This is a genomic window from Achromobacter sp. KK8, assembly GCF_054188005.1.
The window spans coordinates 5,756,455-5,781,821 of the sequence record NZ_CM135178.1; the positions used below are offsets into that span (position 1 = coordinate 5,756,455).

General features: G+C 68.7%; 27 protein-coding genes. 13 read left to right on the forward strand and 14 right to left on the reverse strand.

The features are described from left to right. Positions 1–5 precede the first annotated feature (5 nt). Genes ACVN9Z_RS26470 through ACVN9Z_RS26480 form a run of 3 tightly spaced genes read left to right on the forward strand, consistent with a single transcriptional unit; the run spans position 6 to position 3,025 of the window. A complete protein-coding gene (locus ACVN9Z_RS26470) occupies positions 6–1,100 on the forward strand; it encodes a TRAP transporter substrate-binding protein (protein ID WP_054497726.1) in 1,095 nt (364 codons plus the stop codon). A 55-nt stretch (positions 1,101–1,155) separates the two neighbouring features. Next, positions 1,156–1,686, forward strand: a complete 531-nt coding sequence (locus ACVN9Z_RS26475) for a TRAP transporter small permease subunit (RefSeq protein ID WP_006386118.1) — start codon at positions 1,156–1,158, stop codon at positions 1,684–1,686. Between the two features lie 22 nt (positions 1,687–1,708). Then, the gene (locus ACVN9Z_RS26480) at positions 1,709–3,025 is read left to right on the forward strand and encodes a TRAP transporter large permease (protein ID WP_006386117.1); all 1,317 of its coding nucleotides are present in this window, start codon (positions 1,709–1,711) and stop codon (positions 3,023–3,025) included. A 20-nt stretch (positions 3,026–3,045) separates the two neighbouring features. On the opposite strand, the gene ACVN9Z_RS26485 is transcribed toward ACVN9Z_RS26480, so the two are convergent. Beyond that, the gene (locus tag ACVN9Z_RS26485) at positions 3,046–3,606 is read right to left on the reverse strand and encodes a LuxR family transcriptional regulator (RefSeq protein WP_006386116.1); all 561 of its coding nucleotides are present in this window, start codon (positions 3,604–3,606) and stop codon (positions 3,046–3,048) included. 237 nt (positions 3,607–3,843) lie between these two features. Here ACVN9Z_RS26485 and ACVN9Z_RS26490 point away from each other — a divergent pair, with 237 nt between their 5' ends. The 4 genes from ACVN9Z_RS26490 to ACVN9Z_RS26505 all read left to right on the forward strand — a co-directional run bounded on the left by ACVN9Z_RS26490 (position 3,844) and on the right by ACVN9Z_RS26505 (position 7,098). Beyond that, positions 3,844–4,503, forward strand: a complete 660-nt coding sequence (locus ACVN9Z_RS26490; protein WP_053074732.1) for a 4'-phosphopantetheinyl transferase family protein — start codon at positions 3,844–3,846, stop codon at positions 4,501–4,503. A 45-nt stretch (positions 4,504–4,548) separates the two neighbouring features. Then, entirely contained in the window at positions 4,549–5,730 is a 1,182-nt protein-coding gene (locus tag ACVN9Z_RS26495; protein ID WP_020928590.1) for an acetyl-CoA C-acyltransferase, read from the forward strand. A gap of 195 nt (positions 5,731–5,925) precedes the next feature. Then, positions 5,926–6,318: a DUF4168 domain-containing protein gene (locus ACVN9Z_RS26500; RefSeq protein WP_006386112.1), complete on the forward strand. Its 393-nt coding sequence runs from the start codon at positions 5,926–5,928 to the stop codon at positions 6,316–6,318. Between the two features lie 81 nt (positions 6,319–6,399). Beyond that, on the forward strand, positions 6,400–7,098 hold the full coding sequence (locus ACVN9Z_RS26505) for a glutathione S-transferase family protein (RefSeq protein ID WP_006386111.1): 699 nt from the start codon (positions 6,400–6,402) through the stop codon (positions 7,096–7,098). A gap of 86 nt (positions 7,099–7,184) precedes the next feature. Here the strand turns inward: ACVN9Z_RS26505 and ACVN9Z_RS26510 are convergent, their stop codons facing one another. Together ACVN9Z_RS26510 and ACVN9Z_RS26515 are read right to left on the reverse strand one after the other, a co-directional pair. Further along, positions 7,185–7,946 (reverse strand): ABC transporter permease, encoded by a 762-nt coding sequence (locus tag ACVN9Z_RS26510; RefSeq protein WP_006386110.1) that lies wholly within the window; start codon positions 7,944–7,946, stop codon positions 7,185–7,187. After that, positions 7,943–8,866, reverse strand: a complete 924-nt coding sequence (locus tag ACVN9Z_RS26515; RefSeq protein ID WP_024069649.1) for an ABC transporter ATP-binding protein — start codon at positions 8,864–8,866, stop codon at positions 7,943–7,945. Before ACVN9Z_RS26515 ends, ACVN9Z_RS26510 begins: the two co-directional genes overlap by 4 nt. 192 nt (positions 8,867–9,058) lie before the next feature. Here ACVN9Z_RS26515 and ACVN9Z_RS26520 point away from each other — a divergent pair, with 192 nt between their 5' ends. The 6 genes from ACVN9Z_RS26520 (at position 9,059) to cynS (ending at position 14,465) form a co-directional block, all read left to right on the forward strand. Then, positions 9,059–10,201 (forward strand): sensor histidine kinase, encoded by a 1,143-nt coding sequence (locus tag ACVN9Z_RS26520; RefSeq protein ID WP_020928594.1) that lies wholly within the window; start codon positions 9,059–9,061, stop codon positions 10,199–10,201. Between the two features lie 12 nt (positions 10,202–10,213). Beyond that, positions 10,214–10,852: a response regulator gene (locus ACVN9Z_RS26525; RefSeq protein ID WP_020928595.1), complete on the forward strand. Its 639-nt coding sequence runs from the start codon at positions 10,214–10,216 to the stop codon at positions 10,850–10,852. A gap of 132 nt (positions 10,853–10,984) precedes the next feature. Next, positions 10,985–12,370: a CmpA/NrtA family ABC transporter substrate-binding protein gene (locus ACVN9Z_RS26530; RefSeq protein WP_020928596.1), complete on the forward strand. Its 1,386-nt coding sequence runs from the start codon at positions 10,985–10,987 to the stop codon at positions 12,368–12,370. After that, the gene (gene ntrB / locus ACVN9Z_RS26535; protein WP_024069653.1) at positions 12,370–13,212 is read left to right on the forward strand and encodes a nitrate ABC transporter permease; all 843 of its coding nucleotides are present in this window, start codon (positions 12,370–12,372) and stop codon (positions 13,210–13,212) included. The genes ACVN9Z_RS26530 and ntrB overlap by 1 nt, the downstream gene beginning before the upstream one ends. A 5-nt stretch (positions 13,213–13,217) precedes the next feature. Beyond that, a complete protein-coding gene (locus ACVN9Z_RS26540) occupies positions 13,218–14,012 on the forward strand; it encodes an ABC transporter ATP-binding protein (RefSeq protein WP_054498801.1) in 795 nt (264 codons plus the stop codon). A 9-nt stretch (positions 14,013–14,021) separates the two neighbouring features. Next, entirely contained in the window at positions 14,022–14,465 is a 444-nt protein-coding gene (gene cynS, locus ACVN9Z_RS26545; RefSeq protein WP_045953619.1) for a cyanase, read from the forward strand. Between the two features lie 32 nt (positions 14,466–14,497). Here cynS and pdxK read toward each other — a convergent pair whose 3' ends face one another. From pdxK to ACVN9Z_RS26600, 11 genes are all read right to left on the reverse strand, one after another. Next, positions 14,498–15,361: a pyridoxine/pyridoxal/pyridoxamine kinase gene (gene pdxK, locus ACVN9Z_RS26550; protein WP_006386102.1), complete on the reverse strand. Its 864-nt coding sequence runs from the start codon at positions 15,359–15,361 to the stop codon at positions 14,498–14,500. Between the two features lie 110 nt (positions 15,362–15,471). Further along, on the reverse strand, positions 15,472–15,954 hold the full coding sequence (locus ACVN9Z_RS26555) for an RES family NAD+ phosphorylase (protein WP_020928601.1): 483 nt from the start codon (positions 15,952–15,954) through the stop codon (positions 15,472–15,474). Continuing rightward, positions 15,951–16,433, reverse strand: coding sequence for an MbcA/ParS/Xre antitoxin family protein (locus ACVN9Z_RS26560; RefSeq protein WP_026383047.1), 483 nt, complete (start codon positions 16,431–16,433; stop codon positions 15,951–15,953). Before ACVN9Z_RS26560 ends, ACVN9Z_RS26555 begins: the two co-directional genes overlap by 4 nt. After that, positions 16,366–17,436, reverse strand: a complete 1,071-nt coding sequence (locus ACVN9Z_RS26565; RefSeq protein WP_049054497.1) for a peptidylprolyl isomerase — start codon at positions 17,434–17,436, stop codon at positions 16,366–16,368. Before ACVN9Z_RS26565 ends, ACVN9Z_RS26560 begins: the two co-directional genes overlap by 68 nt. Positions 17,437–17,540: 104 nt before the next feature. Continuing rightward, complete coding sequence (locus tag ACVN9Z_RS26570) at positions 17,541–18,026, reverse strand: YbjN domain-containing protein (RefSeq protein ID WP_006385385.1); 486 nt, start codon at positions 18,024–18,026, stop codon at positions 17,541–17,543. 121 nt (positions 18,027–18,147) lie between these two features. After that, entirely contained in the window at positions 18,148–18,843 is a 696-nt protein-coding gene (locus ACVN9Z_RS26575; protein WP_223308521.1) for a DNA repair protein, read from the reverse strand. 10 nt (positions 18,844–18,853) lie between these two features. Continuing rightward, positions 18,854–20,557 carry a putative porin gene (locus ACVN9Z_RS26580; protein ID WP_024069657.1) on the reverse strand — a complete coding sequence of 568 codons (1,704 nt, stop codon included), beginning with the start codon at positions 20,555–20,557 and terminating at the stop codon, positions 18,854–18,856. Positions 20,558–20,593: 36 nt separating this feature from the next. Further along, on the reverse strand, positions 20,594–21,310 hold the full coding sequence (locus ACVN9Z_RS26585) for an energy transducer TonB (RefSeq protein ID WP_053499750.1): 717 nt from the start codon (positions 21,308–21,310) through the stop codon (positions 20,594–20,596). A gap of 17 nt (positions 21,311–21,327) precedes the next feature. Next, on the reverse strand, positions 21,328–21,747 hold the full coding sequence (locus ACVN9Z_RS26590; RefSeq protein ID WP_006384781.1) for an ExbD/TolR family protein: 420 nt from the start codon (positions 21,745–21,747) through the stop codon (positions 21,328–21,330). A 13-nt stretch (positions 21,748–21,760) separates the two neighbouring features. Continuing rightward, the gene (locus tag ACVN9Z_RS26595; RefSeq protein ID WP_458212824.1) at positions 21,761–23,683 is read right to left on the reverse strand and encodes a DUF2341 domain-containing protein; all 1,923 of its coding nucleotides are present in this window, start codon (positions 23,681–23,683) and stop codon (positions 21,761–21,763) included. A gap of 37 nt (positions 23,684–23,720) precedes the next feature. Further along, complete coding sequence (locus ACVN9Z_RS26600; RefSeq protein ID WP_458212825.1) at positions 23,721–25,337, reverse strand: ShlB/FhaC/HecB family hemolysin secretion/activation protein; 1,617 nt, start codon at positions 25,335–25,337, stop codon at positions 23,721–23,723. Positions 25,338–25,367: the final 30 nt, after the last annotated feature.

Genomic DNA, 25,367 nt, shown 5'->3' on the forward strand with positions numbered 1-25,367 from the left:
AGAGCATGAGAAGACGCGATTTCATCAAGGCCGCCAGCCTGCTGGCCGGCGCATCGGCCCCGGCCATCTGGACCGGCCGCGCGGCCGCCGCGGCCAAGCCGGTCACCCTGAAGTTCGACAGCTACATCAGCGAGACGTCGGGCCCCTCGCGGCTGGACGAGTGGTACCTGAAACAGCTGGAGACCCGCAGCAACGGCGCGGTCAAGGTGCGGCGCTACTGGGCGCAGTCGCTCAACAAGGTCGGCGAGCACCTGTCCGCCGTGCGCGACGGCACCTCGGAAATGTCGCTGATCTCGCCGGGCTACTACCAGGCCCAGCTGCCGGTCACGCGCGGGCTGGACTGGTACTACCGCATGCACCGCTCGGACGCGCTGCAATGGCTGTGCCGCGACGTCTACGCCGAGTACCAGCCGCTGCGCGACGAATGGGAGCGGCGCTACAACAGCAAGGTGCTGTACTGGACCAACTGGTACTACGCGCCGCTGGTGACGCGCCAGCCGATCAACTCGATCGCGGACATCCGCGGCAAGCGCATCCGCGGCTACGGCGCCGCCAACGAGGTCATCGAGCGCCTGGGCGGCACCGCCGTGCCGATGGCCGCGCCCGAGGTCTACACCGCGCTGGAGCGCGGCGTGCTGGACGGCGTGTACGGCTTTGACTTCATCACCGCCGTGGCCTACAAGCTGCACGAGATCGCGCCCTACTTCACCGATATCGGCGACGGCCCGCACGGCCCGGCCGCGACCATCATCAACGCCCGCGTGTGGAACAACTTCCCCGATCCGGTCAAGCAGGTCAGCGACCAGATCGTCAGCGAAATCTACGGCGGCGAATACGCGCGCATCTACGAGGCGGCCGCGCGCCAGTACGTCAAGACCGCCAAGGCCGAGGGCGCCAAGTTCTCGTCGCTGCCGCAGGCCGAGAAGGACCGGGCGCGCACCCTGGTGCAGCCGGCGCAGACCGAGGGCTGGGTCGAGCGGGTGGCCAAGCCCGCCGGCCTGGACGGCCTGGCGATGCAGGCCCTGGTCAACCAGGCCATCGCCAAGTACGACACGCAGGGCAGCTTGAAACGCTTCGACGAACTGGCCGCCGAGGCCTGACGCCGTTTCCTTCCCCGCGGCCCGGCGCGCGCCGGGCCGCCACAGGCAGAGACCCATGGACTATTCCTCCCGACTGGGCGTGGCGCTGCGCGCCGTCTCCAACGTGTTCGGCGCCATCGCCACGCTGTTCCTGCTGTTCCTGATGTTCGGCATCACGCTCGACGCCATCGTGCGGGCCATCTACGGCCATTCCATTCCCGGCCTGTTCGAGATGTCCGAACTGAGCCTGGTCGTGATCGTCTTCTTCGGCCTGGGCTGGACCCAGATGGACGACGCCCATATCCGCGTCACGCTGCTGCACAAGAAGGTGCCGCCGCGCGTGGCGCAATGGATGGACGCGCTGGCGTGGCTGGCCGCCGCCGCGGTGCTGGCGATGCTGGCCTATCCCGCCACCGGCGAGGCGCTGGAATCGATCGAGATCCGCGAGTTCCGCTGGGGCTACGTGGAGGTGCCGATCTGGTGGACCAAGGCCATCGTCGCCCTGGGCCTGTGGTTCGGCGCGCTGCAGATGCTGGCCCAGGCCGGCTGCAGCCTGTGCCGCGCCGAACCCGCCGCCCGCGCCACCCCGGCGCTGGCCTCGCATTGACCCTCTCGCGGGAATTCCCTCCATGGATGACGTCACCATCACCCTGGTCGCCACCGGCCTGATCTTCGTATTCCTGCTGCTGGGCGCGCCGGTCTTCGCCGCGCTGGCGCTGGCCGGCATCACCGGCCTGGTCCTGGTCGAGGACAGCGCTTTCGTGCTGAACCGTCTAAAGTCGTATTCGTATGCGCAGTCGGCCTCGTACCTGCTGACCGTGATCCCGCTCTTCATCCTGATGGGCGCCTTCGCCCATCACGCGGGCGTGGGCCGCAGGCTGTTCGACATGGCGCGCAAGTGGGTCGGCCACATGCCCGGCGGGCTGGCCATCGCCAGCGTGCTGACCTGCGCCGGCTTCGCCGCCACGTCGGGCTCCAGCGTGGCCACGGCGGCCACCGTGGGCGCGGTCGCCATCCCCGAGATGAAGCGCGCCGGCTACGACGCGCGCCTGTCGGCGGGCGCGGTGGCGGCCGGCGGCGTGCTGGGCGTGCTGATCCCGCCCAGCGTGCTGCTGATCTTCTATGCCGCCCTGACCGAGGTCTCGGCCGGCAAGATGCTGGTGGCCGGGGTGCTGCCCGGACTGCTGTCGACGCTGGTGTTCATCCTGGGCATCCGCGTCATCAGCGCTTCGCCGCAGATGGCCGCGACGGTGCTGCCCAAGAGCCCGTGGCGCGAACGCGTGCTGTCGATCCGCAACGGCTGGCAGGTGCTGGTGCTGTTCCTGATCGTGCTGGGCGGCATCTACCTGGGTTTCGTCACGGCGACCGAGGCCGCCGCGGTCGGCGCGTTCGCCGCGTTCGTGATGCTGCTGTGCGCCCGGCAGGCGCGCGGCGAGCTGGGCGGCAAGCTGGTCGAAAGCCTGCGCAACGCCGTCACCACCACCGTGATGATCCTGTTCACCATGCTGGGCGCGGGCCTGTTCAGCCTGTTCCTGAGCCTGGTGCAGATCCCGCAGCAGATCGCCGAGGTGATCGTGTCCTCGGACATCCCGCCACTGCTGGTGGTGGGGCTGATGCTGCTGGCCTACTTCCCGCTGGGCATGTTCCTGGATGCCTTCTCGATGCTGGTGATCACGCTGCCGATCATGTTCCCCACGGTGGTGTCGCTGGGCTTTGACCCGATCTGGTTCGGCATCCTGGCCGTGAAGATGTGCGAGATCGGCCTGATCACGCCGCCGGTCGGGCTGAATGTGTTCGTCATCGCGGGCATAGACCGCCAGACGCCGTTGACGCGGATCTTCCACGGCGCCTGGTGGTTCGTCATCATGGAGGTGGTGACCACGCTGATCCTGTTCTTCTTCCCGGTCATCGTCACGATCCTGCCTGAGATGATGCTCGGAAAATGAAGCGGGACGCGCGGCCCCGCTCAGGCCATGTTGTCGACCAGGATGATCTTGGACACCAGTTCGGCGGTGTTCTTCGCGTCCAGCTTGCGCATGATGCGGGCGCGATGCACCTCCACCGTGCGATAGGAGATGTCCAGCCGCATGGCGATCTCCTTACAGCTCAGGCCGTTGGCGACGTAAGCGGATATTTCGCGTTCGCGCCGCGTCAGGTTGGCCGTGCGCAGGCAGTTTTCGGCGATGCGCTCGAAGCTCCAGATCATCAGGTCGAAAGGGTCTTCCGGGGTCAGGGTGATGCCGCGCGCGCGCGCCCAGAACACCTCGCGGCTGCGGTGCTGCATGAAGCGCTCGTCTTCGTAGTAGCAATTGCTTTCCAGGTGTTTGAGGCAGCGCTGGCCGATCTGGTGAAAATCGGAAAGCGAGGGGTAAAGCTGGAGTATCGATTTGCCCACCAGTTCCCTGCGCGTGTAGCCGAACAGATTTGCGAAGGAGTGATTGCATTCCGAGATCTTGCGCGCGCTGCAGATGACCTGCGGCGCGGGAGATTCCTTGAAGGCGAGCAATGTCAGGTGAAAGTCACTCATATTGTCTCCCCGGATAGCGTGCCGGTCTTGCCGTTGCGCGGCGGAATCCACCGCGCTTTTCTGGCGGCCCGCATCTTGTCCGTGCGGGCTTCGAGGCGCCAGTGTATAAGAAGCTTCCGGCACCTGGAATGGGCTTTTTCCAGCGGTTTCAGGCGGGTTTTTCCACCCCGTTTCATTCCTTTTCATGCACCTGCGCGCCACCTCTTTTTTCGCGCCGCTTGTCCGCGGCGGCCGGCCATGACCGGCGACTCGACCGAGGCCCTGCCCTCGCTGCCGCTGAGCGCCCGCCTGGCGCAGCGGCTGGAATGGATCACGCCCGGCGCCAGCGCCGCCGGCGGCCTGCCGCCGACACAGCGCCGCCAGGCGGAGTTCCAGGCCGGCCGGCGGCTGGCGGCGGCGCTGCTGGCGGCGCTGCGCGCGCCCGCCACCGATGTCGGCGTGGCCGCGGACCGCTCACCCATCTGGCCCGCGGGCTACGTCGGCTCCATCAGCCACAGCCGGCGGCTGGTGGGCGTGGCGGTGGCGCGTCACAGCGACGTGCGCGCGGTCGGCATCGACATCGAAGCGATTGCCGACCCCTCCTCCGTGGAGGCGATCGAATCGCTCTGCATGCGGCCCGAGGAACGCGCGTTCGATGCCGGCGCGCTGACCCGCGCCGAGTTCGCCACGCTGCTGTTCTCGGCCAAGGAGGCGTTCTACAAATGCATGCAGCCGCTCACGCGGGTGGCGTTCGATTTCGCCGACGTTTCCGTCACCCGGATCGATCCGGCGCGGCAGTGCCTGGAACTGCGCCTGCTGCGCGCCGCGACGCCGGAATTCGGGCCGGGTCGCCTGTTTGAATGCGGCTATCGCAGTGCACAAGGCCACGTCTATACTGCCTTGGAAATTGGCCATTGAAGCATCTCCCCCCTTACGTTGTTCCCATCGACAAGGAGCGTTCAAATGTCTGATCCCATCGTTATCGTGAGTGCCGCGCGCACCCCGCTGGCCGCCTTCCAGGGCGAATTTTCCACCCTCTCCGCCAACGAGCTGGGCGCCGTCGCCATCGGCGCCGCGCTCGAGCGCGCCGGACTCAAGCCCGACCAGGTCGACGCGGTGCTGATGGGCAATGTGCTGCAGGCCGGCCAGGGCCAGGCGCCGGCGCGGCAGGCCTCGATCAAGGCGGGCATCCCGTCGTCGGTGGGCGCCATCACGGTGTCCAAGGTGTGCGGTTCGGGCATGCAGGCCGCGATGCTGGCGCACGACGGCATCATCGCCGACACCTATGGCGTGGTGGTGGCCGGCGGCATGGAATCCATGACCAACGCGCCCTACCTGCTGACCAAGGCGCGCGGCGGCTATCGCGCCGGCCACGCCACCATGTACGACCACATGATGCTCGACGGCCTGGAAGACGCCTACCAGGTGGGCCGCGCCATGGGCACGTTCGGCGAGGACTGCGCCGCCAAATACGGCTTCACCCGCGAAGAACAGGACACCTTCGCGGTGGAATCGGTCTCGCGGGCGCAGAAGGCCGCGCGCGACGGCGTGCTGAAATGGGAAACCGTGCCCGTCACCATCAAGTCCAAGAAGGGCGACACGGTGATCGAGCTGGACGAGCGTCCGCAGAAGCTCAACGTCGAGAAGATCCCGACCCTCAAGCCCGCCTTCGCCGCCAACGGCACCATCACCGCCGCGTCCTCGTCGGGCAACGCCGACGGCGCCGCCGCGCTGGTGCTGATGCGCGAATCCACCGCCAGCAAGCTCGGCTGCAAGCCGATCGCCCGCATCGTCGGCCACGCCAGCTTCGCGCAGGAACCCGAGTGGTTCACCACCGCGCCCGTGGGCGCGATCAAGAAGCTCTACGACAAGACCGGCTGGAAGACCGCCGACGTGGACCTGTTCGAGATCAACGAGGCCTTCGCCGCGGTGACCATGGCGGCCATGAAGGAGCACGACATCCCGCGCGACAAGGTCAACATCCACGGCGGCGCCTGCGCGGTCGGCCATCCCATCGGCGCCTCGGGCGCGCGCATCATGGTGTCGCTGCTGGGCGCATTGAAGGCCACGCAGGGCAAGCGCGGCGTCGCCACGTTGTGCATCGGCGGCGGCGAGGCCACCGCGATCGCGCTGGAAATGGTCTAAAAAAGGGTCACGCCCTCGTTTTAAGACGTCACAGAACTGCGCGTAAACGTTTCCGCGGCGCCTCCGGGCGCCGCCCTGCTGCGCGCGGCCGGCCCCTCGTGGCCTGCCGACACAGGAAAACACATTGCGAAACTTGAAGCCTCCCGGGGTGCCTTGCCATCATGGTCGGACATTCATCCGGAACAAGGAGGTTTCATGCCGTATTCCAAAACCGCAATCCTGTCGGCCATCATGTTGACGGCCGCGCTGTCCGGTGCCCCCGTCCTGGCGCAGAACGCCCCCGCCAGCCAGACGCCCATGGCGCCGGCAGCGGTGCAACCCACCGACCAGCAACTGCAGCGCTTCGCCTCGGCGTCGCAGAAGGTGTCGGGCGTGGTGGACGAATACCGTCCCAAGGTCGACGCCGCCAAGACCGACGCGGACAAACAGAAAGTGATCCAGGAAGCCGACGCCAAGATGGTCAAGCTGGTGCAGGCCGATGGCCTGTCCGTGGAGGAATTCAATGGCATCGGCCAGGCCGTGCAGCAAAATCCCCAGCTCAAGGAGCGCCTGATGAAGATGGGCAAGGCTGGCGCGACGGTGCAGTAGGTCCGTCCGTCTTTCCCCGCCTGCCCTGCTGGCCGCGCCTTGGCGGTATCCTACCGGGATACTTCCAAGGAGTGCGGCATCTTGACCATCGATCTCACCCTGTATGACCTGGCCGGCGCCGATCCGACGCTGCGCTTCAGCCCCCATTGCTGGAAAACGCACATGGCGCTGGCCCACAAGGGCCTGTCCGCCAACACCGTGCCGTGGCGCTTCACCGACAAGGATGTGATCGAGTTCTCGGGCCAGAAGCTGGTGCCGGTGCTGGTGCACGGCGACCACGTGATCAGCGATTCGTGGCAGATCGCCTGCTACCTGGAAGACACCTTTCCCGACCGCCCGTCGCTGTTCGGCGGCGACACCGGCCGCGCGCTGAGCCTGTTCGCCAACACCTGGGCCGACACCACCCTGGTGCCGACGCTGGCGCGCCTGCTGCTGCCGGAAATCCACGCCCTGATCGACGCCAAGGACCAGGATTATTTCCGCCACACGCGCGAAAAGCGCTTCGGCCCCCTGGAAGACCTGCCCGCCCTGCGCGAGGAACAACTGGCGGCGCTGCGCGCCTCGCTGCTGCCGCTGCGCCAGATGCTGGCGCGCCAGCCGTACCTGGCCGGCCAGCAGCCGGCCTATGCGGATTACGCGGTGTTCGGGTTCTTCATGTGGGCGCGCTGCACCAGCGCGCTGGAACTGCTGGCGGCCGACGACCCCGTGGCGGCATGGCGCGAGCGGCTGCTCGATGCGCATGGCGGCCTGGCGCGCCAGGCGCCCGTGGCGGCGGCGTAGCCCGGTCCGGCGCTGGCGCCAGGCGCACACGCGGGCGCCTGGCGCGGGCCGCCCCCCCTGCTCCGGCGGGCGGCCGACGGACAGGCTCAGGTCTTCAGGCGATAGCCGGTCTTGAAGATCCAGCGCACCACCACCAGGCAGACGGCCAGGAACACCAGCGTCATGGCGACGCTGACCGTGACGTTGACGTCGGCCACGCCATAGAAGGCCCAGCGAAAGCCGCTGACCAGGTACACCACCGGGTTGAACAGCGTCACGCCCTGCCAGAACGGCGGCAGCATCTTGATGGAATAGAAGGTGCCGCCCAGGAAGGTCAGCGGCGTGATGATCATCAGCGGAATGATCTGCAGCTTCTCGAAGCCGTCGGCCCACACGCCGATGATGAAGCCGAACAGGCTGAAGGTGACGGCGGTGAGCAGCAGGAACCCCAGCATCCAGAACGGATGCGCGATCTCGAACGGCACGAACAGGCGCGCCGTGGCCAGCATGATCAGCCCCAGGATGATGGACTTGCTGGCGGCCGCCCCGACGTAGCCGGCGACGATCTCCAGGTACGAGATGGGCGCCGAATGGATTTCGTAGATGGTGCCCGAGAAGCGCGGCATGTAGATGCCGAACGAAGCGTTGGCCACGCTCTGGGTCAGCAGCGACAGCATGATCAGGCCCGGCACGATGAAGGCGCCGTAGCTGACGCCGTCGATCTGCACCATGTGCGACCCGATGGCCGAGCCGAACACCACGAAGTACAGCGAGGTGGAAATCACCGGCGACAGCACGCTCTGCATCAGCGTGCGCCAGGCGCGGGCCATTTCGAAGCGGTAGATGGCGCGGATTGCGTAGAAATTCATGATTGTCCGTGCACCAGGCTGACGAAAATCTCTTCGAGCGAGCTTTCCGAGGAGTTGAGGTCGGTGAATTCGATGTCCAGCTCGGTCAGGCGCCGCAGCAGGCCGGAGATCTCGCCGCCGCCCTGGTTGTCGTAGGTGTAGACCAGCTGGCGGCCGTCGGCCGACATTTCCAGGTGGAACGGCTCCAGCGCGGTCGGGATGCCCGGCAGCGGCGCCTTCAGCGTCAGCGTCAGGCGGCGCTTGCCCAGCTTGGTCATGAGCGCGTTCTTTTCCTCGACCAGGATGATCTCGCCCTTGCGGATCACGCCCACGCGGTCGGCCATTTCCTGGGCTTCCTCGATGTAATGGGTGGTGAGGATGATGGTGACGCCGTTTTCGCGCAGGCGCCGCACCATGTCCCACATGCCGCGCCGCAATTCGACGTCGACGCCGGCGGTGGGCTCGTCCAGGAACAAGATCTTGGGTTCGTGCGACAGCGCCTTGGCGATCATCACGCGCCGCTTCATGCCGCCGGACAGGGCCATGATGCGGCTGTCTTTCTTGTCCCACAGCGACAGGTCGCGCAGCACCTTCTCGATGTACTCGGGATTGGCCGGCTTGCCGAACAGGCCGCGGCTGAAGGTGACCGTGTTCCACACGCTTTCGAAGGCGTCGGTGGAGATCTCCTGCGGCACCAGGCCGATGGCGCTGCGGGCGGCGCGGTAGTCGGTGAGGATGTCGTGGCCGTCGGCCAGCACCCGGCCCTCGGTCGGGTTGACGATGCCGCAGATGATGCTGATGAGCGTGGTCTTGCCGGCGCCGTTGGGGCCGAGCAAGGCGAAGATCTCGCCGCGTTGGATTTCCAGGTCGACGCTCTTGAGCGCCTGGAATCCCGAGGCGTATCGCTTGGATAGGCCTTGAACTGAAATGACCGGCTGCACTCTGGCTCCCAGCGTGGTGGACAACCAGTGATTTTACCTGCCTGCCGCAGGCGGCTTGTTCGGCCTGGTGGAACGGTGTGTTTGATAAATACGATAACCGCGCCGGCCTGCCGTACACTGCCCGGAAAGGAAAAACAGGGCGGAAATCGCCCGAACCAGGGGAATCGGGCCGGCCAGGCCCGTCGAAAGGCTATGTTCGCGGATCTGAAACATCTGTCGCACCACGCGGCCTGGCGCCGCCAGCTGGAAATGTTGCTGGAATCGGCCGGCGAGGGTATCTACGGCATCGACCTGCGCGGCCGCTGCATCTTCATCAACGGCGCCGGCGCCGCCATGCTGGGCTACACCCCCGACGAGGTGGTGGGCCGCAACATGCATTACCTGATCCATCATTCCCACGCCGACCGCAGCCTGATGCCGGTGCACGACTGCCGCATCTTCAAGGCCTTTCGCGACGGCCGCGGCGAACGGGTCGACGACGAGGTGCTGTGGCGCCGCGACGGCTCCTGCTTCGACGCGCAGTATGCCTCGTACCCGATCCGCAACGACCAGGAAGTGGTGGGCGCGGTGGTGACGTTTTCGGACATCAGCGCGCGCAAGCGCATCGAGCGCGAGCTGCAAGCCACCCGGGCGCAGCTGGAAGCGCGGGTGCAGGTGCGCACCGCCGAACTCAGCGCCGCCCATGAATCGCTGCGGCGGCTGGCCTCGCACCTGAGCACGCTGCGCGAGCAGGAACGCGCCCACATCGCCCGCAATATCCACGACGACCTGGGCGCCTCGTTCACCGCGCTGCAGCTGGACCTGAACTGGCTGCGCCGGCAACTGGCGGGCGAGCCGCCCCTGCAGGCCCACCTGGACCGCATGCTGGAGGTGACGCAGACGGCCATGGACGCCACCCGCCGCATCCTCAACGACCTGCGACCGGTGGTGCTGGACCACCTGGGCCTGTGGGCGGCGCTGGAAACGCTGCTGCAGGACCTGCAGGCGCGCAGCGGGCTGCGCTGCCGATACCTGTGCCCGCCCGACACCGAAAGCCGCCGCCTGGAGCCGGCGGCGGAAATCGCCGTCTACCGCATCGTGCAGGAACTGCTGACCAATGTGCAGCGCCACGCGCGGGCCCGCAGCGTCAGCGTCAGCGCGGTCTGGGGCGAGGATGGCCTGCTGCTGGAAGTAGAAGACGACGGCGTGGGCATGCGGTTGCCCGAGACGCGCCAGACCTTCGGCATCCTGGGCATGCGCGAACGGGCCCGCGCCATCGGCGGCGACCTGGAGCTGGACAGCGCGCCCGGCGCCGGCCTGTGCGCCCGCCTGCGCCTGAACCCGCAAGCGGCCTGAGGAGACGACGCCATGCCTCTGAACCTGCTGATCGTCGACGACCACCTCATCATCCGCCGCGGCCTGGCCCGCATCCTGCAGGAAGACCCGCGCGTGGGCCTGGTGCGGGAGGCCGCCGACGCCCCCGCCGCCCTGCGCGCGCTGCGCCAGGAGCCCTTCGACGCGATGGTGCTGGACGTGGCGCTGGGCGAGCGCGACGGCCTGGACGTGCTCAAGACGGTGCGCGCCGACCATCCGGCGCTGGGCGTGGTGATGCTGTCGGTCTATCCGGAATCGCAGTTCGCGGTGCGGGCCCTGCGCGCGGGCGCCCATGCCTATCTGAACAAAGGCTGCGATCCGGACGAGCTGCTGGCGGCGCTCATCAATGCCGCCGCCGGCCGGATGTACGTGACGCCGACCGTTGCCGAACTGCTGGCGCACACCGTGCGCCAGGACAGCACCCGGCCGCCGCACGAGCTGCTGTCCAACCGCGAATTCCAGGTGCTGCAGTTGCTGGCGGCTGGCAAATCGGTGTCGGCCATCGGCGAGCAACTGGCGCTGTCGGTGAACACCATTTCCACCTACCGCGCCCGCATCTTCGAGAAGCTGGGCGTGCGCACGCTGGTCGAGCTGGTGGACTATGCCCGCGCGCACCACCTGGGTGCGCGCTGAGCGCCACGCGCACCGGCCCGGCGCGGCCGCGCACCGTGTAGTGCGCCCCCTACACGGATATCGTCGAACCGGCGATACCGGGCGCCGGCGGCGCGCCCCAAGATGGAGGCATTCCGAACCCTGGAGGCCTCCATGTCCCTGTTCAGCAATCCGTTCGATCCCGCCAGCCGCCTGGCCTGCGCCTGCGGCCGCCATGCCTCTCAGGCCGAGCACGCGCGCGCGGCGGCGGGCGGCCAGGAGGCCCGCGCAGGCGCGGCGTCCGGCGACGCCGCCTTTGACCGCGCCGTTGAAGGCGCCGTCATGCGCGCCCTGTTCCCGCAGGACGCGCTGCGCCGCCGCTTCCTGCGCGCGGTCGGCGGGGGCACGGCCATGGCCGCCGTCGCCGCGCTGTTCCCGCTGGCGGCCGCCAAGGAGGCCTTTGCCCAATCCGCCGGCCCGCTGGAGAAGCAGAAGCTGAAGGTGGGCTTCATCCCCATCACCTGCGCCACGCCCATCATCATGGCGCACCCGATGGGGTTCTATGGCAAGCAGGGGCTGGACGTGGAAGTGGTCAAGACCGCCGGCTGGGCGCTGATCCGCGACAAGGCCATGTCCGGCGAGTACGACGCCGCGCACATGCTGTCGCCCATGCCGCTGGCCATCTCGCTGGGCGTGGGCGCCAGCCGCGCCGTGCCATGGACCATGCCCGCCGTGGAGAACATCAACGGCCAGGCCATCACCCTGTCCATGAAGCACAAGGACCGGCGCGATCCGAAGGACTGGAAGGGCTTCAAGTTCGCGGTGCCGTTCGACTATTCCATGCACAACTACCTGTTGCGCTACTACCTGGCCGAACATGGCCTGGATCCGGACACCGACGTGCAGATCCGTTCCGTGCCGCCGCCCGAAATGGTGGCCAACCTGCGCGCCGACAACATCGACGGCTTCCTGGCGCCGGACCCGGTCAACCAGCGCGCGGTCTATGACGGCGTGGGCTTCATCCACACCCTGTCCAAGGCCATCTGGGACGGCCATCCGTGCTGCGCGTTCTCGGCCAGCCGCGAATTCGTGACCGCCCAGCCCAATACCTACCAGGCCCTGCTCAAGGCCATCATCGAGGCCACCGCCTACGCCCGCGACCCGGCCCACCGCAAGGAGATTGCCGCAGCCATCGCCGCGCCCAACTACCTGAACCAGCCGGTCACGGTGGTGGAACAGGTGCTGACCGGCACCTACGCCGACGGCCTGGGCAACGTGCTCAAGGACCCGCAGCGCATCGACTTCGATCCCATGCCGTGGGGCTCGTTCGCGGTGTGGATCCTGACGCAGATGAAGCGTTGGGGCCAGATAAAAGGCGATGTCGACTATCAGAAAGTCGCCAACGAGGTGTTCCTGGCGACCGACGCGCTGCGCCTGATGCGCGAGGCCGGCCTGACCCCGCCCGCCGACGCAGCCAAGACCTTCAGCGTGATGGGCAAGCCCTTCGATCCGGCCCAGCCCGAGGCCTACCTGGCCGGCTTCAAGATCCGGAGGAGCTGATGCGGGCCGTGCAACCCTGGCGGGCGACCTTCCTGTCCGTCATCCTGTTTCTGCTGTTCCTGCTGTTGTGGCACGTCGCCACCCGCCCCGCCGCCGGCGCGGCGACCGTCGATCCGGCCTATGCGGCGCTGGTTGGCAACGCCGCCGCCAGCGGTTCGCAGACGCCCTTCCCCGGCCCGGCCGAGGTCGGCGTCCGATTGTGGCAGCACCTGCGCGATCCGTTCTACGACCGCGGCCCCAACGACAAGGGCATCGGCATCCAGCTGGCGTATTCGGTGGCGCGGGTGCTGACCGGCTTCCTGCTGGCGGCGCTGGTGGCGATTCCGCTGGGATTCCTGATCGGCATGTCCAGGACCGTCTACCGCGCCTTCGACCCATTCATCCAGGTGCTCAAGCCGATCTCGCCGCTGGCCTGGATGCCGTTGGCGCTGTACACCATCAAGGACGCCGACACCTCCGCCATCTTCGTGATCTTCATCTGCTCGCTCTGGCCGATGCTGGTGAACACGGCGTTCGGCGTGGGCGCCGTGCGGCAAGACTGGCTGAACGTAGCGCGCACGCTGGAAGTGTCGCGGCTGCGCACCGCCCTGCTGGTGATCCTGCCGGCGGCCGCGCCCACCATCATGACCGGCATGCGCATCTCGGTCGGCATCGCCTGGCTGGTGATCGTGGCGGCCGAAATGCTGATCGGCGGCACCGGCATCGGCTACTTCGTCTGGAACGAATGGAACAACCTGTCCATCGCCAACATCATCTGCGCCATCCTCTTCATCGGGTTGATCGGCATGCTGCTGGACACCGTGCTGGCGCGCGCCGCGCGGCTGGTCAGCTACCGGGAGTGAACGCCATGAGCCCACCCTTTCTGCAAGTGCAGGCGCTGGCCAAGCGCTACCCGGGCCGCGACGGCCGGCCGGCGGCGCCGGTATTCGAGAACATCGACTTCGGCATCGAACAAGGCCAGTTCGTCTGCGTGATCGGCCATTCGGGCTGCGGCAAGACCACCATCCTGAACATCCTGGCCGGCATCGACGAGGCCAGCGAAGGCGTCGTCATCATGGACGGCCGCGAGATCGCCGGCCCGTCGCTGGCGCGCGGCGTGGTGTTCCAGGCGCACGCCCTGCTGCCCTGGCTGAGCGCGCTGCAGAACGTCGAATTCGGCGTGCGTTCGCGCTGGCCGGCCTATTCCCGCGCCCAGGTGCGCGAGCACAGTCTGCGCTACCTGGACATGGTCGGCCTGGCCCGCGCCGCCGACAAGAAGCCGTGCGAGCTGTCGGGCGGCATGAAGCAGCGCGTGGGCATCGCCCGCGCCTTCGCCATCCAGCCGCGCATGCTGCTGCTGGACGAACCCTTCGGCGCGCTCGACGCACTGACGCGCGGCACCATCCAGGACGAACTGCGCGCCATCGTGCAGCAGACGCGCCAGACCGTCTTCATGATCACGCACGACGTGGACGAGGCCATCCTGCTGTCGGACCGCATCCTGCTGATGAGCGCGGGCCCCCATGCCCGCATCGCCGAGTCGGTCGAGGTGGACCTGCCGCGCGGCCGCACTCGCGCCAGCCTGCACCACGAGCCGCGCTACTACGAAATCCGCAACCATCTCGTCGACTTCCTGGTCGACAAGGCTTCCCACAAGGAGTGAACCCCCATGATGTCCCGCGCCGAAGTCACCGAACTGATCGTCACCCGCCGCCTCGAAAAGAAGCTGTCCTGGGCCGCCATCGCCGAGGCCGTCGGCCAGAGCAAGGAATGGACCACCGCCGCGCTGCTGGGCCAGATGACCCTGACCGAACAACAGGCCCAGGCCGCCGCCCGCCTGCTGGACCTGCCCGCCGACGCGGTGGTGCAGCTACAGGTGGTGCCCTACAAGGGCTCGCTGCCCACCACGGTGCCCACCGACCCGCTGATCTACCGCTTCTATGAACTGATCAACGTCTACGGCACCACGTTCAAGGCGCTCATCAACGAGGAGTTCGGCGACGGCATCATGAGCGCCATCGACTTCAAGATGGACCTGACGCGCGAGGCCGACCCCAAGGGCGACCGCGTGCAGATCGTGATGAGCGGCAAGTTCCTGCCTTACAAGACGTATTGAGGCGGCCGGGCGGGCGCAACGGCCCGCCCGCGTCAGCCTTCCACCGCCAGTTCTTCCCAGCCCAGGTCGCGGGTACGGGCCAGGGCGCCGGTCACCGCCGCCGCCGCGTCCCGCGCCGCGTCTTCCAGCGCATCGCCGGCCAGCAGCCGGGTGGTGATGGCCGCCATGAACACGTCGCCGGTGCCGTGCACCGACGGCGGGATGGCGATCTCGGGATGGCTCAGCACCACGCAGTCGTCGCGCGTGACCACCGCCAGCCGCAGCGTGCCGGGCGCGGCCGTCTGCGGCGCGGCGCTGGTCACCACGATCCACTCCGGCCCTTCGGCGATCAGTTCGCGCGCGGCCGCCGCCACCTCGTCGATCGAGGCCAGCGGCCGTCCCACCATCTGCTCCAGCTCGAAATGGTTGGGGGTCATGCCATGGGCGTGCGGCACCAGCTTGCGGCGATACTGCGCCACCAGCCCGGCGTCCACGTACAGGCCATCGTTGCGGTCGCCCATGACCGGATCGATATGCACCCGCAGCTCGGGCCGCGTGGCCCGCAGCCCGCGCAGCCAGTCCGCCAGCAGGTCGGCCTGGCCGGGCTGGCCCAGGTAGCCGCAGACCACGACGCGCGCCACCGCGGTCACGCCGCGCTCGTCCAGCCCGCGCAGCAGGCCCTGGAACCAGTCCAGCGGCACCGCGCCGCCGTGCAGCGTGGGATAGTGCGGGGTATTGCTCAGGATGACCGTGGGCAGCGCGACGGCCCGCAGCCCGGCCTGGCGGAATATCGGCATGGCGGCGTTGTTGCCGACGCAGCCATAGACGACCTGGGATTGGATGGAAACGACGTCGACCCGCGCGGTCACGGCGGGCAGCGCTGCGCCGGGCGTCGGGGCAGCGGGAATGGCGGTCATACGGAAGGCTCCTGCGGACAGAGACGGGATGCGCCCTATTCTATGCCCAGCCGCCCCCCTCTTGCCGGCGGCAGGCCCCGCCACCGCCGCCAGGGCCGCCGCCCTTCCCGTCAGTCCGGCGCGGCGGCCAGCCAGCCGGCCCCGTCCAGCACCGCGCCGTCGATGCCGGCCAGGTGCGGGGCGAACGGGTAGCCCAGCGACGAGACGATCTGGCACTGCGCCAGCTGTGGATGATCGGCGTTCAGCAGGTACTGGCAACTGCCGGCCGCCGACGGCACCTTCAGCAGCAAGGTATCGCCGCGCGCCAGCCAGGCGTTGCCGAAGGCGCGCGAGGCCTGCAGGTCGGTCTGCCAGCCGGCCGGCGGGCGCGGTTCGGCCACGGCGGCCGCCGGCACCCGCACTTCCAGCAGGAAGTAGTTGCGCGGCAGGGCGCGCGGATGCGCCACCTCGGCCTGCGCCAGGCGCGCGAACACGGCGGCGGCGGGGGTGGCGTCCAGCACCACCACCGCCGCGCCGGCGGCGTGCCAGCGGCCCGCGGGGCGGGCGCGCGGCATCAGGTCCTGGCTGTTGCTCAAGCGCCAGAGCGCGGTCATGGGCCGTTTCCTTCATCGATGTTGATCAGCCACTGTTCGATCAGCACGGCGTAGCGGCCGTGCTGGCACAGCAGCAATGGCACCCGGCCATGCAGCCGGCGCTTGGGGCTGCAGAGCCAGCGCCGCGCATCTTCCACGCCGCCGAACACCAGCTCGGCCAGCCACGCCACCCGCAACGCCCGGTACAGCACGCGCAGGTCGGCCAGGTCCAGGCTGTGGTCGCGCAGCGGATCGCGCGGCCGGCCGGGTTCGACCCGCGGCACCAGCGCCAGCCAGTGCAGCAGCTCGCCGGCGAACGCAACGCGCAACGACTGCAACAGCGCGGCCGCGCACTGCAGGCTGGCGGGCGGCCCGGACTGGCCCAGGGCCTGGCTGAGCCGCGCCTCCAGCGCCGCCGCGATGCCGCCCGGCTCAGGGAGCGCGGGCGGCGACGGCGGGCTGGGCCGCCGTGGCAGCCGCGGTTTGGTCGAAGGCGGCATTGAGGGCCGCGCCATCAATGCTGACGGTTCCTGCATTCAGCAACCCCTCCAGGTAAGCCCTCGCCGCCAGTTCCTGGCGTTGGGTCCGCAACGCGGCACGCAACTCATCCTTGACCTGCTCGTACGGCGCCACACTGGCCGCGCGCAGATCCACCAGTTTCAGAATATGGAAGCCCGCCGCCGACTGCACCGGCGCCGCGACCTCGCCCGCCTTGAGCTGCTCGATCACGGGCCGCATTTCCGGCGTCAGCTGCGCCAGCGGCACGTAGCCGATGTCGCCGCCCTGCGCGCGGGTCGAGGCGTCCTGCGAATGGCTCTTGGCCAGCGCGGCGAAATCGGCCTTGGGCGCCTGGGCGCGCTTGACCAGGTCCAGCGCCTGCTTGCGCGCGGCCGCCACCGCGTCGCCGTCGCCCGGCGCGGCCGGCAGGAAGATCTGGCTGACGCGGTACAACGCCGGCTGCGCCAGCTGCGGCTTGGCGCGCTCGTAGGCGGCCCGCAGGTCGGCTTCGGCCGGGTAGTCGTCGGGCGCGCGGCTGACCGAATCCAGGTAGGTCTGCAGCACGATGCGCTCCTGCGCCGCCTGGAAGGCGCGCTTGAGCTCGGGGCGCTCCTGCCAACCCTGGGCGCGGGCCTGCTCGACCAGCGCCTTCTCGGCCAGGCGGGCGCGCAGCCACTGGTCCAGCCCGGCGCGGTTGCCCTTGAGCTGGGCGCGGGCCTCGGGCGGCAGCGCCTCCAGCTGGCGCACCAGTTCGTCGCGGTCCACCTGCACCGCGCCCAGGGTGGCCACGGCCGGCGCCTTGGCCGGGGCCGGCTGGGCGGTGGCGGCGGCGGCCGGAGCCGCGCCCTTTTCCGGCGCGGCCGCCGCCTTGGCGGGCACGGGACTGGATTCGCTGCTCTGCGCCGGGCTGCCGCGCATCAGCGCCACCGCGCCGGCCAGCACCGCGATCAGCAGCACCGCGGCGGTCACGCGCAGCCGCGCGGGCTGATTGGAAAGAATGTTCATGGTCGGAACCTCGCTTGCTTGGATGCGCCATTCGCCGCCACGGCGGCCTGGGGGGTTGGGGACGTTGCCGTCCCGAACGCCAGGCGCCGGGCCTGGCGGAAGGATCAGTTCAGCGCCTCGGTGGCGGCGTCCTGCCGCGGTTCAACGGCGTCGGTATCGGCGCCGGCTTCGGCGCTGGCGTTGGCGCGCAGGAACAACAGGAATTCCTGCAGCAGGCGATCCCACAGTTCGGCGGTGGCGCGCAGGTAGTTCTCGGACACGCCGCCGGCCAGGATCACGTCCAGTTCCAGCACCAGGAACACGCCCTGCACCGTCAGGCGGGCGAAGCGCTTTTCGACGTTCCAGCGCTCGGCCAGTCCGGGCGGCAGTTCGCCCTGCACGCGCAGCGCGCAGCTCAGCGTGTAGTCCAGGTAGCTGCCGGGTTCGACGGCGGGGTTGCCCATGCGCGCGGCAAAGCCCACGCCCTGGCTGGCGCTCAGCAGTTGCACCATGCCGTTCTGCTCGGACACGGTGACGCGATAGCCCGCGGATTGCAGCAGTTCCTGCAGGCGTTCGGCGTTCACGTCGAGAATCAGGCTGGAGTCGGTCATTACAGTCATTCCTAGGTAAAAGAGATCAATTCAGAGAGATCAATTCAGAGAGATCGGTTCGCAAGCAAAGCCGTTCATTACAGTCTCCCTGCATGAAAGAGATAAGACAGCGCCTGGACGCTCAGGGTTGGGCCGCCGGCGCCGCCGGCGCTGTCGCGCCGACCTGCGCGTCGTACAGCTTGTCGCCATACGCCTGCGCCTGCTCCTCGAACTTGACGCGCGCGCTGCCGGCGAACGGCTGTTTCATGGCCAGGATGCCGCCGGTGCCAATGCGTTCGTAGGCGTTCAGGATTTCCTTGCCGGCCTCGTACATCTCGCGGTTCTTGGCGATGCAGGCCTTGGCCTCGGTGTCGCGCTGCGCTAGGGTGCGGGCCAGCGTCTGCCGTTCCGCCTCCTTGGCGCGCGACAGCGTCAACAGCTCGTCGTAGGCGCCCTTGAACTTGCCCAGCTGGGCGTGGCTGGCGGCCACCTGCGCCTGGGCGCTTTCCATCACGGCCTCCTGCTGCCCGGCCAGCTTCTCGGCCTGGCCCTTGGCGCTCGCCAGCTGGCTGCGCAAGGCGGCCAGTTCTTTCTGGGCGGCGTCGCGCTGCGCTTCGGCCGCGGCCTTGGCGGCGTTGACCTGGGCCTGCTCGCTTTGCAGCTGCTGCAGTTGCTGGGTGGTGCTGCGCAACTGGGCGCGCAGGCGCTCTTCCATGCTCTCGGCCTGCGCCGGCAGCGCCACGCTCAGGCCCGCGGCGCACAGGGCCGCGGCGGCGGCCAGCCGCCGGCCGCGTTCCCGCGCCCGCGGCTGGCGCGATTCATCCCACAAGGTATGCATGTCCATGGCCTCAGAACCTGGCGTTGATCTCGAACTGCATGGTGTCGATGGACAGCGGCGCGCCGTAGATCTCGCGCGTGCTCATCCAGCGCAGGACGCCGTACACGTTCTTGTCGAAGGCGTAGCCGCCGCCGATGTAGTAGCCGCGGGCGTTGGTGCCGCCCTGGTGGAACGACGAATCGTTGAAGGCGTCGGGCAGCGCATCCGGCTGGATGTACTTGTAGCCGACGAAGGCCAGCCAGTCGCCCTTCTCCTTCAGGTCGTACGACCGGCCCAGCGTGGCCTGCAGCATCCAGGCGTTGGGACCGCTCTCGACATCGCCGTTTTCGCCGAAGTTGTTGACGATGTTGCCTTGCGAGCGGTTCATCATCTTGTTCTTGCTGTAGGCCAGGTTGCGGATGTAGTTGGCGTTCACGCGCAGGCCCAGGCCGTTGAACACGCGCGTGTCCCAGCGCAGGTTCACGTCGAGCAGGTCGAACTTGGACGCCAGGCCGACGTACTGCGGCTGCGGCGTGTTGGCCGGATCCTGCGGGTTGGAGGTGATGTCGCGCAGCAGGAACAGGGTGTTGCCCTTCTGCATGAAGGCCGGGCGCGACCAGTCGGTGTCGCAGTTTTCCTGGCCGGCCCACGGCGAGCAGGGGCTGGAGCGCTTGCCGGCGATGTTGTCGAAGTGGTAGTAGGCCAGCGCGCCGCGCAGGCTGTTGCGGCTGTCGATCTTCCAGTCGGCGCCGGCCTGGGCGGCCAGCAGCCACTTGTCTTCGCTCTTGCCTTCCGAGAACGACGACGAGTTCCAGCCGTTCGAGCCGTACTCGGTCGAAAACGCGCCCAGGGTGCCGAACAGGGTCACGTCGCGGCCTTCCAGCGGGTGCTTGAAGATCGCGGCGACGCCGTCGAAGTTCAGGTCGTTCGAGAACAGCATGTCGGTGGACTCGAACGGATTGGCGATGCGGCCACCCGTCACCGTGGCCCACTTGGCGGGACGGTAGGTCAGGTAGGCCTGGTCCAGCCAGATGTCCTTCTTGCCCATGCCGCCGCCCAGCGTCTGGGTGGTCGAGACCGGGCTGTCGTCGCTGCCGGTGGCCAGGCGGATGCCGGCCGTCCAGGCTTCCGAGATGTCGGCGCGCACGCCCAGGCGGGCGCGCACGCGCAGCTGGTTGCGGCGGTCCTCGCGCGTGTTCAGCATCGGCGGATAGTTGCCGTTGGTGTTGCGGTTCAGGTCGTACGGCCCCTTGGCGTTGAGCTTGGCGAAATCGACGATTTCGTTGCTGTTGCCGCCCGAGTACAGGCGCGACTCGTCGCGCACGCGCACGTCGCCGTCGATGGTGATGCGCGACACCCAGTCGGGGAAGGTATTCGGCTGGGCCCAGTTTTCTTCCTTGGCCTGCACCATCACTTCGGCCTTGACCTCGTCGCGGATCTGGTCGCGCACGGTCTGCGGGATGTACGGCACGCGCACGTCGCCCGCCTGGGCCACGGCGGCGCCGCGATCCTGCGGCGCGGCGCGGGCGGCCTTGGCTTCGGCTTCGGCCTGGGCCACCAGGGCGTCGGCCTGCTCCGGCTTGAGCACGCCCTGCTGCACCAGCAGGCGGATCAGGTTGATGGTGGCGTTTTCGGACGGGGCGGGCGCGGCGTTGGCCGTGACCGGCAACGCGGCGGCGGCGCCCGCCGCGGCCAGGGCCAGCGATGCCGCCAACCGGTTCAATTGGAACTTCATTCTCTTGGCACTCCAGGATCGGTTCAATTCAGCACTTCAGGGAGAGGGACGGCGACCCGTCACCAGGATTCGCATCGGCATGCCCATGGAGGCGGGCGGCCGCTCGTCGATACGGGGCACGGCGCGCAACGTCTCCACCACGCGGGCATCGATCTCGGCGTCGGCGCCGGCGCGACCCAGCGACACGCGCGTGATCTTTCCGTCGGCGTCGAACCAGATGTCCACGTACGTGCGGAAACTCAGATTGCGGGTGCGGTCGTCCTGGCTCAGGATCTTCTGCAGCGCGTAGGCGACGTACTGGTTGTAGGTGCCGTTGCCACCGCGCCCTCCTCCGCCGCCGGCCATGCCCTTGCCCTGGCCGGCGCCGATGTTGAACGCGTCGGTGCCGGCCTGGGCATCGCCATCGATCTGCATCGGGTTGGCCAGGTCGTCGGCCGGGCGCGGCGGCGCCTCGTCCTGCGGCTTGGGCGGTTCGGGCGTGGGCTGCGGCTCGGGCTCGGGCGGCGCCACCGGCTCTTCCTTGGGCGGCTCGGGCTCGGGCGGCTTTTCCGGCTCGGGCGGCGGCGGAGGCGGCGGCGGCAGCGGGATGATCGCGGTGGCCTTGGGCGCCTCGCGGCGCACCCCGGCCATGTCGTTGGCCCAGCGCCATAGCGCGTAGGCCGCCGCGATCAGCGCCACCGCGACCGCGGCCAGCTTGAGCCAGCGGCGCGCGGGGTGCGGCGTGCGCGGGGATTCGGATGCGTGTTGCGGCATGACGGTCGCCTCGGCTCCTATCGCGGCTTGCCGGTGACCAGCCCGACCTGGGCCAGTTCCAGCCGGCGCAGCAGGTCCAGCACTTCCACCACTTTCTGGTACTGCACGGCGGAGTCGCCGCGCACGATCACCGGAAAGTCCGGGTTCAACGCTTTTTCCGTGCGCAGCCGGTCTTCCAGCTCGGGCAGGGTCACCGGATAGGCGTCCAGGAACACCTGGCCCGCGTCGTTGACGGAAATCGCCTTCGTCTTGGGCTGCGACAGGGCGATGGACGAACTGGCCTTGGGCAGGTTGACCTTGATGCCGGCGATCTGCGCCGTGGCGGTCAGGATGAACATGACCAGCACGACCATGAGCACGTCGACCAGCGGCGTGATGTTGATGCCGTCGACGGGCGCGTCGTCATCGTCGTCCTGGGATGCGGATACGGAAGCCATGGGGGTCGTCTCCTTATGCTTCGGCGGCGGCCGGCTGCGGCTCGCGCGCGGTCGGGCGGGCGGCGGCCGCGGCGCGCGCGCCGCCTTGGTGGGCGGCTTCCTGGGCCTGGCTTTCGCCATGCACTTCGGCCAGTCGCGTCACGAACTCGTCAACGAACACGCGCATGTCGGCGCTGACTTCCTTGTTGCGCGAGACCAGGCGGTTGTAGCCAAACAGCGCCGGGATGGCGACGAACAGGCCCATGGCGGTGGCCAGCAGCGCGGCGGCCATGCCCGGGGCGATGGCGTTGATGTTGACGTCGCCGGCCATGGCGGTGCCCAGGAACACCACCATGATCCCCAGCACCGTGCCCAGCAGGCCGATGTACGGGCCGCCGGCAATGGCGTTCGAGAGCGAGCCGAGCTTGGCGCCCAGCACCTGGTTTTCCTTGGTGCGCACGGCGTCCATCGAGGCGCGGATCGCTTCGATGGTGGCGGCCGAGATCGAACTCGTGTCGGCGCCCTGTTCGCGGCGGGTGCGGATTTCATTGACCGCCACGCGGTACAGGCGCCACAGCGAGGCGTGCTCCAGGCGCTTGGCCAGGGCGGCGTCGTCGGCCAGCAGTTCCAGGCGCTGGCCGACCTTGGCGAAGGACTCGCGGAAGGTCTCGTTGGCGCTGGCCACGCGCGCCACGTTGCGGCTCTTCTTGATCATGATGACCCACGACTGCACCATCATCAGCACCAGGATGGCGATGATGACCCAGGCGTCGACCGGCACGGCCTTGAGCAGGAAGCCCAGGCCGCCGAAACCGAAGCCCGACTGTTCTTCGTCGTTGCCGTAGGCCACCAGGCGCGACTCGGCGCCCTGCGAGGTCGCGTCGGCCAGCAGCAGCGCGGCCGGACGGGCCACGCGCGACAGGCGCACTTCGTCGATGGCGCCGACGAACGGCGCGTACACATGCGGCGCCGGGGCGGCGGCCGCTTCGGCCGGCGCGGCGCCGGCTTCGCCACTGGCGGGCGCGGCCGGCGCGGCGGCCACGGCCGGGGCCGGCACGTCGCCGCCCAAGGCGGCGGGCGTGTTCAGCGGCGGCAGGCTGGCGGCCAGCGAGGACGTGGCGCGGCCGTTCACGTACAGCGTGACGCGGCTGCCGTCGGCCGTCACGGCCAGGTGCTGCCAGGCGGTCGGCGTGAGCGACTGGCCGGGCTGGCTGCGCTGGCCGTTCACTTCGACGAAGGGCACGCCCTGGTTGATGCCGATCAGCAGCGCGTTGCCGGCGTCGCGGCGCGCATACACCAGCTGCTCACCGGCCGGCTGGTCGGCGCGCACCCAGGCGCTGAAGCTGAAGGCGCCCGCGGCGGGCACGGCCAGCGAGGGGCTGGCGGGCAGCATCAGCGGCGCGCCGCCGGCGAATTGCGCGGCGCGGCCGATCACGCCGTCGACCGCGGCGGCCATGGGCGTCTGGGCATTGTTGCTGTTGCCGGTGGTGTCGCGCGGCGGGGCGCCGGCGGCATTGTCGAAGTGGTAGACCAGCGTGTAGTTCGGATCGAACGTCAGCTGGCCGTTGGCCGATGCCGGCGCCTTCTGGTTGCCGTAGTACATCCAGATGTCCTGGCGCTGGCCATCGGCCAGGTCCGGCAGGTCGACCCACACCAGCGCCATGCCCAGCAGCGGATCGAAGGCTTCCAGCTGGTGGTTCAGCACGGTCTGGTCGTCGCCGGCCACGAAACGGATGTCGGCGCCCTTCTCGTTGATGCCGTCGAAGGTGAAATTGCCGGTGTGCAGGCGCACCAGCAGCGGCGTGCGGCCAGCGGGCCCGCCCAAGGGCGCGCCCTGCGGCGTGCTGTCGACGGTGATCTGCTTGCGGTACTGCCAGTCGGGTTGCCACCAGGCGTTGGCGGCGGACGGCAGCACGCCGGCCAGCACGGTCAGTAGGAGCATCAATAAGCGTTGCATGGTCAGGACTCCGGGATAAATACGGTTTCGCGCGCGCTCAGAAGCTGGCGCGGACGCTGAAGTTCAATCGGGGATCGTGTTTCTTGGTGTTGGGGCCGTCCTTGAGCGGATAACCCCAGTCCAGCGAGCCGGACAGCCAGTCCAGCACCTGCAGGCGAGTGCCCAGGCCCACGCTGGCCAGCGAGTAGCTCGAATCCTGCTCGGGCAGCGGATCGCGCAGGCGCAGCGTGGCGGCATCGGCAAAGGCGTAGAAGCGCCATTCGTTGACATTGCTGCCGAGCCAGCGCGCCAGCGACGGCGTGCGCCACTCGACCGAACCCAGGAAGCCGTCGTCGCCGGTGCGCTCGGCCGCCAGGTAGCCGCGCACGCTGGTGCTGCCGCCGGCGGAGAACTGCTCGTTCGACACCAGCGCGCCCGAAGCCAGCTGGAAGCCGGCGCGCAGGCCCAGCTGCCAGTCGCCGAACAGGTTCTGGGTATGGGTGCCGTCGCCGCGCAGCAGCGCGAAGCTGGGGCTGGCGCGGTAGCGCTTGTCGTCGAATTCCTTCCAGTCGCTGCCCAGGCCGAAGAACGAGCGGCTGGCGCCCACGAGCGACAGGCCGATGCTGCTCTGCGACGCTTCGGAATAGCGGTAGCCGTTGTACGAGAAAGTGAACGGCACGTACTTCAGCGGGATCAGGTCTTCGTTGCCGCCGAAGCGCGTGGTCTCGTCGAACTTCTTGTAGTCCAGGCCGACCGACAGCGAGTTGTACCAATCGCCCTGCGGCGCCAGGGTGTAGATGGCGCTCATGCCGAACGAATAGCCCTTGCCCAGCACGTTGGTGCCGCCGATGGTGGCAACGTTGCTGTCGCTCTTGTAGCCGGTGAACTGCAGGCTCCATTGCTTGTCCAGCGGCATCGAGTACGAGCCGGACCAGACCTTGGCGTTGTCGGTTTCCTGCGGCGCCGTGAAGAAGGTCAGGCTGACCGAATGGCCCAGCTGCCACAGGTTGTCATAGCCCAGCGACGCGGTGCTGCGCAGGCGCGAGGTGTCGGCGCTGTAGTCATTGTTCAGGCCCACGCTGGCGTGCCACGGATTCTTGTCCTCGACCTTGAGGTCCACATCCATGGTGCCGGGGATGCGGCCTTCCTTGACCAGCGGCACCACCTGGCGGCTGGCGCCCTTGTTCAGGTCTGTCAGCTCGGCCTGCGCCTGGTTGAAGTTGGGCACCTCGCCTTCCCGCAGCGCCGGCACCTCGTCGCGGATGGCCAGCGGCGAATAGTGCTTGGCCCCCACCACGCGCACGCGGCCGACCTTGGTTTCGGCCACCTGCAGGAACACGATGCCGTCGGCCACCTGCTGCTCGGGCAGATCGACGTACACGGATTGGTAGCCCCGTTCCTGGTAGACGGCCTGCAAGGCTTCGCGCGCGGCCTCGATGTCGGCCAGCGTGCGGTCGGGCCCCAGGTAGGGATAGACGGCCTTCTCGATGTCGCGGGCTTCCAGCACGGTATTGCCGCGCACGATGTACTCGTTGATGTTGACGCGGCGCGCCTCCTGCGCGGCCGGCGCCGGCTGCGCCCAGGCCACGTTCACGGCCAACGCCAGCGCCACCGCTCCCGGCGCGCCGCGCATCATGGCGCGCAGCGCGCCGCCCCTGCTCTCGAAATCATGCATAGCGATGCACTCAGTTCCTTGTGTGATAGC